Source organism: Extibacter muris (assembly GCF_004345005.1).
In the GTDB taxonomy this organism is placed as follows: Bacteria; Bacillota; Clostridia; order Lachnospirales; family Lachnospiraceae; genus Extibacter; species Extibacter muris.
The window spans coordinates 38,295-46,395 of the sequence record NZ_SMMX01000022.1 but is presented as its reverse complement, the minus strand read 5'-3'; the positions used below and the strand labels follow the sequence as shown (position 1 = coordinate 46,395).

Annotated in this window: 8 protein-coding genes and 1 tRNA gene; 1 reads left to right on the top strand and 8 read right to left on the bottom strand. The window is 49.0% G+C overall.

What is annotated here, in order from left to right:
- Positions 1-195: 195 nt before the first annotated feature.
- The 7 genes from E1963_RS17390 to murB all read right to left on the bottom strand — a co-directional run bounded on the left by E1963_RS17390 (position 196) and on the right by murB (position 5,747).
- Positions 196-267: transfer RNA gene (locus E1963_RS17390), tRNA-Glu, on the bottom strand.
- A gap of 72 nt (positions 268-339) precedes the next feature.
- The gene (locus E1963_RS17385) at positions 340-1,713 is read right to left on the bottom strand and encodes a sodium-dependent transporter (protein WP_132280770.1); all 1,374 of its coding nucleotides are present in this window, start codon (positions 1,711-1,713) and stop codon (positions 340-342) included.
- A 12-nt stretch (positions 1,714-1,725) separates the two neighbouring features.
- Positions 1,726-2,673, bottom strand: coding sequence for a diacylglycerol/lipid kinase family protein (locus tag E1963_RS17380; protein ID WP_132280768.1), 948 nt, complete (start codon positions 2,671-2,673; stop codon positions 1,726-1,728).
- 95 nt (positions 2,674-2,768) lie between these two features.
- Complete coding sequence (locus E1963_RS17375) at positions 2,769-3,026, bottom strand: HPr family phosphocarrier protein (protein ID WP_132280765.1); 258 nt, start codon at positions 3,024-3,026, stop codon at positions 2,769-2,771.
- A gap of 11 nt (positions 3,027-3,037) precedes the next feature.
- On the bottom strand, positions 3,038-3,919 hold the full coding sequence (gene whiA, locus E1963_RS17370; RefSeq protein ID WP_132280762.1) for a DNA-binding protein WhiA: 882 nt from the start codon (positions 3,917-3,919) through the stop codon (positions 3,038-3,040).
- A 33-nt stretch (positions 3,920-3,952) separates the two neighbouring features.
- Positions 3,953-4,834 (bottom strand): RNase adapter RapZ, encoded by an 882-nt coding sequence (gene rapZ, locus E1963_RS17365; protein ID WP_132280759.1) that lies wholly within the window; start codon positions 4,832-4,834, stop codon positions 3,953-3,955.
- A 1-nt stretch (position 4,835) separates the two neighbouring features.
- Positions 4,836-5,747 (bottom strand): UDP-N-acetylmuramate dehydrogenase, encoded by a 912-nt coding sequence (gene murB / locus E1963_RS17360; protein ID WP_132280756.1) that lies wholly within the window; start codon positions 5,745-5,747, stop codon positions 4,836-4,838.
- Between the two features lie 195 nt (positions 5,748-5,942).
- Here murB and E1963_RS17355 point away from each other — a divergent pair, with 195 nt between their 5' ends.
- Positions 5,943-7,220, top strand: a complete 1,278-nt coding sequence (locus tag E1963_RS17355; protein ID WP_132280753.1) for an HlyC/CorC family transporter — start codon at positions 5,943-5,945, stop codon at positions 7,218-7,220.
- 46 nt (positions 7,221-7,266) lie between these two features.
- On the opposite strand, the gene E1963_RS17350 is transcribed toward E1963_RS17355, so the two are convergent.
- Positions 7,267-7,977, bottom strand: a complete 711-nt coding sequence (locus tag E1963_RS17350) for a sigma-70 domain-containing protein (protein ID WP_132280750.1) — start codon at positions 7,975-7,977, stop codon at positions 7,267-7,269.
- Between the last annotated feature and the right edge of the window lie 124 nt (positions 7,978-8,101).

Below are 8,101 nucleotides of genomic sequence, written 5' to 3'. Positions count from 1 at the left end.
TGTGATTTCTGTCCGTCAGACCAGGGGGGTGCTTGCAGCTTCTTTCAGATCTTATCTCGCGATAAACACCCTTGCTGTTCAGCTATACACTTCCCACTATCTGGGCATGTTCGGGACTTTCACCCGTCAGAGTTTGCCCATGCTGGGCAAACAAAAATACCGGTATCTTTAAAGAAAGATACCGGTAGCAATCAGTGACTCCAAGGGGAATCGAACCCCTGATTCCAGCGTGAGAGGCTAGCGTCTTAACCGCTTGACCATGGAGCCATTATTTCACCTGCCTGTCTATTGTAACAAATAAATGTACAATAGACAAGCATTTTTTTAGAAAATTTAAATTTATTTCATTATCATGCTTATATAGCCCTGGATAAAGATTCCGAACACGATGAGCGGCAGGATAAACGTCAGGTAGAACCTGGCTCCCCGCCCCGACGGGAACCTAATGCCCACTCCTGCGTTGGCCTCCTTGAGGAAGCTGTCCCACCCCCATCCGTACCTCGTCACGCAGAACAGCAGGTAGACCATGGAGCCGAGCGGGAGCAGATTATTGCTGACGATAAAGTCCTCCATATCCATAATATTTTTGCCGCCTAGCGTGAGCGAAGACCAGTCTGTCATCCCGAGCACACACGGGATGCTGAGCACTATGAGAAGGACGCCGTTCACTATGACCGACTTCTTAAGCGGCCAGCCCCACAGGTCCCTTGCGAACTGGATAATGTTCTGGAATACCGCCACAATCGTAGAGAGGGCCGCAAAGGTCATGAACAGGAAGAAAAGGCTGCCCCATATCCTGCCTCCCGGCATCTCCCTGAATACGTTTGGCAGGGTTACGAACACTAATCCAGGGCCTTCCCCCGGATTCACGTCAAAGGCAAAGCAGGCCGGGAAGATGATAAGGCCCGCTACGACCGCCACGAAGGTGTCCAACGCCGTGATGCTCACCGCCTCACCAGCCAAGCTCCGCTCTTTTCCGATATAGCTGCCGAATATGGCAAGCGAGCCGACACCGACGCTCAGCGTGAAGAATGCCTGTCCCATGGCCGCAAAGACCGCCTCCTTAATACCTGCCTCCTCCATCTTCCCGAAATCAGGCAGCAGGTAGAACTTAAGTCCCTCCACCGCGTCAGGAAGCGTCATGGCACGTATGACAAGCACGATCATGATGACAAGAAGGCTCGACATCATCACTTTCGTAATAAGCTCCACCCCTTGCTGAAGCCCCATCGAGCAGATAAGAAGCGCTGCCACAGAGATAAGCACCATCCAGAAAAGCATGGCATCCCGGTTGGACGTAAGGGAACGGAAGACAGACTCTACCCCGGCCGTATCCGCTCCGGCAAAGTCCCCCTTCGTCATCTTGACAAAGTACGCCAGCATCCACCCTCCGATCGTCGTATAGAACATCATGAGCAGATAATTGCCGGCCATAGAAAAGTAGCGGAACACATGCCAATTGCTTCCGTGCGGTTCCAGCGCATTGAAAGACATGGCGGAGCTCTTCTGGCTCCCTCTGCCCACAGACAGCTCCATGACTACGATTGGAAGCCCTAGTATGACAAGGAAGAATAGATACAGGAGCACAAATGCCCCTCCTCCATATTTACCTGTTATATAAGGGAAGCGCCATACATTGCCGAGGCCTATGGCACAGCCCGCCGAGATGAGTATGAAACCCAGTCTTGAAGAAAATTTTTCTCTCTTTTCCATCACTTTGTTCCTCTATCGTTTCTCTTCCAGCAGATATGACTCCGGATTCTGCATCAGTTCCCTGATATGCTCCTTTGGCACCATGATCTCAAGCTGCCTGTTCAGATTCTGCACTTCCACCCTGTCATGGGCACCGCCGAACTCCCCATCCAGCGTCCACGGTATCTCCTCCAGGGATTCAAACACGATATTGCCCGCCTTGAATGAATACATATGCTTCGTATCCACCTGCTCTATCAGAAGAGCAGCCACAATCTCCTGGAGCTCAAGCGGATTCTTCGGCATCTTAATCAACGTCACCTCGAACACGCCGTCATCGAAGACGACCTGCTTCCCGACCATATTGCGGAAGCCGCCTACTGACCTGGAGTTCGTTACCATCCCGAATATGAATTCGTCTTCTATCGTCTCTCTGTCGTGGGTGACTTTGATTCTGTATGACGGTACATTGAACAGCCTCTTGGTCCCTTCCAGCACATAAGCGAGATGTCCGAGCACATTCTTCACTTCCTGCTTCGTCTGGTAAGATACGTCGGTAAAGAGTCCGAAGGCAGCTATATATACGAAGATATCATCATTGAATCTGCCGACATCACATGGAAACACGCTGCCGTTGACCGCATTGTCCGCTGCACTCAGCAGTCCCTTCGGTATGTGGAGACTGTTGGCAAAATCATTTGTAGTTCCGGTGGGGATATACCCGATTGGAGACCGGTCGCCGCGCTGCATCATTCCCGTCACAACTTCATCAATCGTCCCGTCTCCCCCGCTGCACACGACCAGATCGTAAGAGTCGACCTCGTACCGCAGCACCTTTTTATATGCGTCCCGGTACGCCTGTGTAGGATATGTCACCACCTCATAGCCGGCCTTTACAAATATATCGATAACATCTGAAAGCTTAGGCTTAAGCAATCCCTTTCCCGCATGTGGATTATAGATAAATAACAGCCTTTTCATAAGCCCCTCCTTTTTCCTGGCGTATAAAAAGGGCATTTTCATGCCCTTCTCATGTATGCCTTATCAAACACCTTCGTTTAACAGGTATGTATATTTTATTTTTTGTCAGAAAGGAACAGCTCCAGCCCTTTTGCTGCTTCCTCTTCATCCCTGCCCTCTGCAACTACTGTAAGTTCCTCTCCCTGACATAGTCTGAGCGTCATCATTCCCATGATGCTCTTGGCATTGATCTTCTTTTCTTCCACTTCGAAGAATACCTGGCTTTGATACTGGCTTGCTTCCTGCACCAGCAACGCAACCGATCTGTCTTCCTTACTCATGTCCGTTTGAATAGTTACAGGTTTCTTAATCATATTGTTCCTCCTTACTGTTCCCTTAACTTATCAGCTATCTCACTTAACTTGCGCAGCCGGTGGTTAACTCCTGATTTGCCAAGCGGCTCCCGGAGCAGACTACCAAGCTCTTTCAAAGTTGCCTCTGGATATTCAAGACGTGTAAGGGCAACGTCTTTTAATCCCTCCGGCAGCTTGTCAAAACCGACGGTTTCTTTTATATAAGAAATATCCTCCATCTGCCTCACGGCAGCAGATACGGTTTTATTAATATTTGCAGTCTCACAGTTTACCTTCCGGTTGACCGAATTGCGCATCTCCTTCAGTATCCTGACATTCTCAAGCTCCATCAGCCCAATATGAGCTTCCATGACATTCAATATATCAACAATCTGCGAGCCTTCCTTCAGGTATACTACAAAAGTCTTCTTTCTCGGCACAATCTTCGCATCCATGTCAAAGCTGTTGATGATATCCCTCAGATGCATGGCCTCTTCCTCTTCGCTGCATACAATCTCAAAATGATAAGATTTGCTTGGGTCGCTCATGGATCCGGCTGCAAGAAAAGCTCCGCGTATATAGGAGCGTTTGCAGCAGACCGCCTGGACGGATGCATTCTTGACTGCCAGCAGTTCGTTTCCTCCCGCACGGATAAAATAACTGCTGCTGTCTCTGCCCGTATTTCTCCGGACAGCGATATCAGTTCTTATATTAAATGTTTTTTCAATCAATGTAAAGCACTTTCTTGCAACAGCGATATTTTCAGTGTGTACTCTGAGGATGCACGTACCGTCTGCGCTCTCGGAAAATCTGCCGCACATGTGCACGACCGCCGACAGTTCCGCCAGACTGCAGTGCCGGGCCTTGGGGTAATGTTCGGATAATTCTTCTTTAATATTTCCTGAAAATGACATCTGCCTCTCCTCAACCTTTTCCTGTACAAGGTGCTATCTGGCCTTAGTGATAGCGTCTTTTTCTATATCGCGGTGTTCAATCCGTATACCGTATACATCCGTATCCTTAAGCTGTTCAAACAGTTCATTTGCCAATGTTACGGACCGATGCTTGCCTCCGGTGCAGCCGATGCCTATGACGAGCTGCGTCTTGCCTTCCACAATATAGTTCGGTATGAGGAATTCAACCATATCTACCAGCTTTTCAAGAAATTCCTCTGCCTTGTCATTGTTCATGACGTACTCTCTTACCTCCCTGTCATTGCCGCTTTTCGACCGGAGTTCTTCTATATAATATGGATTTGGCAGAAAGCGTACGTCAAAGACAAGGTCCGCGTCATTGGGGATGCCATATTTGAATCCAAAAGAAAGGACCGAGATATACAGGTTCTTATATTCTTTGTTCTGGACAAATATTTTATTCAGTTCCGCTTTCAGTTCTCTTGTCAGCATATGGCTCGTATCGATGAGATAGTCCGCCCTCTTCTTCAGAAACTTCAGCTGTCCTCTCTCCCGCTGTATCCCCTGGTCTACTCTGCTGTCGCTGCCGGACAGAGGGTGGAACCTTCTTGTCTCCTTATACCGCTTGACAAGTACATTATCGCTCGATTCCAGAAACAGGATTTCATATCTCAAACCTGTTATATCCAGTTCATCCAGTACTTTCTCCAGCTCCCTGAAGTTCTGCCCGCTCCGGATATCCACCCCCAGCGCCGCCTTGTTTATCTCTGTCCCCGGTACACGGAGCAGATCTGCCATCTTCGGAATCAGCGGCACCGGCAGGTTATCTACGCAGAAATAGCCCACATCTTCCAGCATCTTAAGCGCCGTACTCTTTCCGGCACCCGACATTCCTGTAACTATAACGAATCTCATCTTAGAACTCTCCTACCCTCTTCACTTCCGGTTCCATCCGCACTCCAAACCGGCGTTCTACCCGGTCGGCCACTTCTGTAATCAGTGCCATGATGTCCGATGCCGTAGCGTTTCCCTTGTTGATTACAAACCCACAATGCTTCTCAGACACCTGGGCATCTCCTACGCTGTACCCGCGAAGCCCTGCCTCTTCAATCAGCTTGCCGGCAAAATATCCTTCCGGCCTCTTGAATGTACTTCCGGCGCTTGGATATTCCAGCGGCTGTTTGGTTACTCTCCTCTCCTTCAGCTCATCCATCCTGGCCTTTATCTGTTCCCTGCTGTCTTCTTCCAGCTCAATCACGGCTTCCAGGGCTATATATCCTCTCCTGGCTATAATGCTCGTCCGGTACCCTAATTCCAGCTCGTCTTGGCCGAGCGTAAGGAACTCCCCATCTTCTGTAAGGACAGTGACGTATCTCAGCACATCCTTCATCTCTCCTCCGTATGCGCCAGCATTCATCACACAAGCACCGCCGAGCGTGCCCGGGATACCAGCCGCGAACTCAAATCCTGTAAGAGCGGCCTCCAGCGCCCGGCCTGCAATCGCAGACAGAAGTGCGCCGGCCTGCGCCGTAAGCGTGTGTCCCTCAATCCTTATCTCATTCATGCCCTTACATATCTGTATCATGACTCCCCGGTATCCTTTATCAGACACCAGAAGGTTGCTCCCATTGCCGATAATGTAAAAAGGAACGGCCCATTCCCTGCATATCCGGACAGTTTCCTTTATCTCTTCCTTTGTACGGGGGATGGTATAATAGTCTGCCGTCCCGCCTACACGGAAGGTCGTGTGGTTCTTCATCGGCTCATCCGTGAGCACTCTTTCCTCTGCCAGAATATCTGTCAATGCGTTATAAAAATCTTGATTCATATCTATCTCCATCTTATTATATTTCATTCGATCAGATGCCGGGGCAAAAGCATCCGGCCCTGGCAGCATCACATTAATTTTCTCAGTACATCATACACTATCTACCTGCCAAATTCAACGCAGACTTGCAAAAACAGGGAAAATGCGTTATATTAGTCCCATATAATCTATTTTAAAAAAGGAGTGAACTTATCATTGGACTCGAGTGACGTCATACAGCTTATCATACTGGTTGTTCTATTGGGACTGTCTGCATTTTTCTCATCCGCGGAGACATCTCTTACGACGGCCAACAAGATTCGAATCCGCAGCCTGGCCGAAGACGGCAACAAACGGGCTAAAACATTATTAAAAATAACAGATGATTCAGGAAAGATGCTGAGCGCCATACTTATCGGCAACAATATCGTCAACTTATCTGCCGCCTCTCTTACCACAAGCCTTGCATACAGCTTCGGGGGCTCTATGGTGGCGATTGCCAGTGGTATACTGACCGTATTGATACTTCTCTTCGGGGAGATAACGCCGAAGACGATGGCAACTATACACGCTGAGAAAATGGCACTTATCTATGCGCCTGTCATCAGCCTGTTCATGAAGATCATGACACCTGTCATCTTCCTTATCAATGGTTTGTCTATGGGCGTGCTCCTTCTTCTACGCGTAGACCCCAATGCGAAAAACGATATCATGACCGAGACGGAGCTCCGTACCATCGTAGATGTCAGCCACGAGGACGGTGTCATAGAATCCGACGAACGCGAGATGATATATAACGTATTCGACCTCGGAGATGCCAAGGCCAAGGATGTCATGGTCCCTCGTGTCCACGTAACGTTTGCCGATGTGGAAAGCACCTACATGGAGCTGCTTGAGATATTTCGGGAGGACAAGTTCACCAGACTGCCGGTCTTCGAGGAGACTACAGACAATGTCATCGGTACCATCAACATGAAAGACCTTCTTCTCTATGACAACACGAAGGAGTTCCATATACGCGATATACTGCGCGAAGCGTACTTTACCTATGAATATAAAAATATCTCGGAACTGCTGGTAGAGATGCGGCAGGCATCTTTCAACATTGCCATTGTATTAGATGAATATGGCGAAACTGCCGGACTTATTACTTTAGAAGATATATTAGAAGAAATCGTCGGAGAAATCCATGACGAATATGATGAAAATGAAGAGGATTTTATCCAGGAAATCGGGGAACGGGAATTTGTCGTGGAAGGTTCCACCAACCTGGACGATCTGAACGACCGCCTCGACCTAAACTTCGAATCAGAAGATTATGACTCTGTCGGCGGCTTCATCATCGAGCGGCTGGACCGGCTCCCTGAAGCAGGTGATACGATCACGACAGAACAAGGGATACGTATGGTAGTAGAGACGCTGGATAAGAACCGGATCGAGACCGTGCATCTATATCTGCCGGAAGCCGAAGCAGAAGATGATACAGATAATTGACGGGATACTAAAATAAGGACGCTGGAATCTGCATTCCAGCGTCTTTTTATTTGTCCTCCTGCGCTTTTTTTACTTCTTCTCCCGCCAGATTGAGTATAGCTTCAATCTGTGCCTCTGTCATGCCAAGCTGCTGCGCCACTTCATCAACAGATACTTTCCTTCCCATATCTTCACTCATGTGTCGGATCGTCTCATCCAGCTCGGCAACCTGATCCACCATCTTTTTGTCCTGCCGCTTCGTCTCTGTCTGGGATTCTATGAACGCACGTATGCCCGCACGCACTTCCTCCATCACGATATCCTCGTCGTCGGCTCCCGCTTCACAGCGGCCAAGTGCTGCCATAAGGCTGATATTCCCTTCCTGGACCATATCGCCGATAAATACCTCTTTCTGATGCATCTGGAGCGCTGTATCTACTACAAGAGGCAGATAATAGGCGATACGCGCTTCCTTTGCATTCCCGCTCTTCATGCCCTCTATGCCCTGCATGTATTCCGCAAGATAGTCCTGCTCTTCACTGTCCAGGTCTGCCACCTCTTCCTCTGCCTCGATGATTTTGCCCGGCTGCTTCTTATACCCGATTACAGATACCTTCTGTGAAAGCAGATAGTCACAGACGAGCTCTGTCTGTTCCCGGGAAAGGCTGTCCTCCTCAAAGAACTTCTCTATCTCTTCCACCGTAAGCCGGTTCCCCTGCCCGGCGGCAAGTTCCTGGATGCTGCTCAGCTTGCTCCTGAATTCCAATCTGTCTGCCATATAATATGCCCTCCACCTTCCGGCTCATGCCCTCAAGCCCCGAGGCAGCCGGGGGACGCGCCGTTTTACAAAATATATTAGCACACTCCGAATAAAAATTCCATTGTAAATCATGAATGAAAGT

What these genes read in the sequence shown, in the direction of transcription:
- E1963_RS17385 (WP_132280770.1), bottom strand. Translation starts at nt 1,713, where the DNA reads ATGGAAAAGAGAGAAAAATTTTCTTCAAGACTGGGTTTCATACTCATC.
- E1963_RS17380 (WP_132280768.1), bottom strand. Translation starts at nt 2,673, where the DNA reads ATGAAAAGGCTGTTATTTATCTATAATCCACATGCGGGAAAGGGATTG.
- E1963_RS17375 (WP_132280765.1), bottom strand. Translation starts at nt 3,026, where the DNA reads ATGATTAAGAAACCTGTAACTATTCAAACGGACATGAGTAAGGAAGAC.
- whiA (WP_132280762.1), bottom strand. Translation starts at nt 3,919, where the DNA reads ATGTCATTTTCAGGAAATATTAAAGAAGAATTATCCGAACATTACCCC.
- rapZ (WP_132280759.1), bottom strand. Translation starts at nt 4,834, where the DNA reads ATGAGATTCGTTATAGTTACAGGAATGTCGGGTGCCGGAAAGAGTACG.
- murB (WP_132280756.1), bottom strand. Translation starts at nt 5,747, where the DNA reads ATGAATCAAGATTTTTATAACGCATTGACAGATATTCTGGCAGAGGAA.
- E1963_RS17350 (WP_132280750.1), bottom strand. Translation starts at nt 7,977, where the DNA reads ATGGCAGACAGATTGGAATTCAGGAGCAAGCTGAGCAGCATCCAGGAA.